This window comes from Mesorhizobium sp. M1A.F.Ca.IN.020.06.1.1, from assembly GCF_004023265.1.
In the GTDB taxonomy this organism is placed as follows: Bacteria; Pseudomonadota; Alphaproteobacteria; order Rhizobiales; family Rhizobiaceae; genus Mesorhizobium.
This window is the reverse complement of the sequence record NZ_RZSR01001251.1, coordinates 1-1,390: the sequence shown is the minus strand read 5'-3', so window position 1 is coordinate 1,390 and position 1,390 is coordinate 1. Positions and strand designations below refer to the sequence as shown.

Annotated in this window: 3 protein-coding genes; 2 read left to right on the top strand and 1 reads right to left on the bottom strand. The window is 62.9% G+C overall.

The window, feature by feature from the left end; genetic code table 11:
* Positions 1-40 precede the first annotated feature (40 nt).
* Positions 41-418 (top strand): hypothetical protein, encoded by a 378-nt coding sequence (locus EOA60_RS32995; RefSeq protein ID WP_067328965.1) that lies wholly within the window; start codon positions 41-43, stop codon positions 416-418.
* A gap of 17 nt (positions 419-435) precedes the next feature.
* On the opposite strand, the gene EOA60_RS32990 is transcribed toward EOA60_RS32995, so the two are convergent.
* A complete protein-coding gene (locus EOA60_RS32990; RefSeq protein WP_170950346.1) occupies positions 436-846 on the bottom strand; it encodes a cupin domain-containing protein in 411 nt (136 codons plus the stop codon).
* A gap of 110 nt (positions 847-956) precedes the next feature.
* On the opposite strand from EOA60_RS32990, the gene EOA60_RS32985 reads away from it, so the two are divergent.
* Positions 957-1,390: ATP-binding cassette domain-containing protein (locus EOA60_RS32985; protein ID WP_128312618.1), on the top strand; the 434-nt coding region annotated here is incomplete at its 3' end.

Sequence of the window (1,390 nt, the reverse complement as noted above, 5' to 3'; positions counted from 1 at the left end):
AGGTGGAGCGCACGGGCATTCCGGCGACCGGAGTTTGAGCGTGCGCGCAACTCACCTTCTGACCGGGGCAGCCGTGCTGCTGGCCGCCGGCCAAGCTTTCGCCGCCGGCATCGATCTCTCCAAGCCCTGGGGCAACAAATCCGGCTGCATCAACAAGAACGGCCAGGAGGTCTATGCCGAGGACATGCTGCTGTTGACCAGCGAGGCGTTCGTCACGGTCGCCAGCGCCTGCACCTTTACCGACAAGAGACCCCAGGCGAATGGCTCCCTTGTGGTGACGGCGCAGTGCGAGGCGGAAGGCGAGGAGGGGCAGACGCCGGCCCAGTTCATCATCAAGCGCAGCGCCAAGAACGCCAAGAGACTGGTGATCGCCGACAAGGACGGCAACGCGATGGGAGAAGTCTCCCGGTGCAAATGACGGCGGTCCCGTCGACCTCAGGCAACCAACGCATCCAGTTCCGGCATCAGGACCACGCTTTCCTGCTCGTTGGGATCGGTGCGGGCGATGACCGCCGAAGAGGGCGCACCGCTCAGATTGGCGGGCAGATGCGGAACGCCCGCCGGAATGTAGAACAGGTCGCCGGCCTTGACGACTTCGTGATGCTCGAGCCGGTCGCCATACCAGGTGTGGACCTCGCCGGAGAGCACATAGATCGCGGTCTCGTGGTTCTCATGCATATGCGCCTTGGCGCGGGCGCCGGGCGGCATGGTGAGAAGATGCATACAAATGCCGGAGGAGCCGACGGTTTCGGCGGCTATACCGGCGAAATAGCTCAAGCCTTGCTTGCCTTCATAAGTGCTTTCAGGGCGAATAAGGTGGCATGTGGGTTTAGGCGACATCGGCAAGGCTCCGGGCGTCGATCAAGTGGGACTGGACGAGTGGAAAGCAAGGCAATCGTAAAATCAACCGGATTCCGGCCGGCGCGGCAGCGGCTGCGAAAGACAGGTTTCTGCCGATGAGCGGACAGTCGCCAGCCGTCGTTTCGGCAAGCAAGCTCGGCCTCACCTTCCAGACCAATGACGGTCCGGTGCAGGCGCTGTCCAATGTCGATCTCACCATCGGCAAGGGTGAGTTCGTCTCCTTCATCGGCCCCTCCGGCTGCGGCAAGACAACCTTGCTGCGCGTCATCGCCGATCTGGAGAAGCCGACCTCGGGAACGATCTCCGTCAATGGGATTTCGCCGGAGCAGGCGCGCGAGAAGCGGGCTTACGGCTATGTCTTCCAGGCGGCGGCGCTGTTTCCTTGGCGCACAATCGAGCGGAATGTGGCGCTGCCGCTGGAAATCATTGGCCTCAGCCAGGCCGAGCAGGCGGAACGCATCAAGCGAACCCTCGAACTCGTCAACCTCTCCGGCTTCGAGAAGAAGTATCCCTGGCAGCTGTCCGGCGG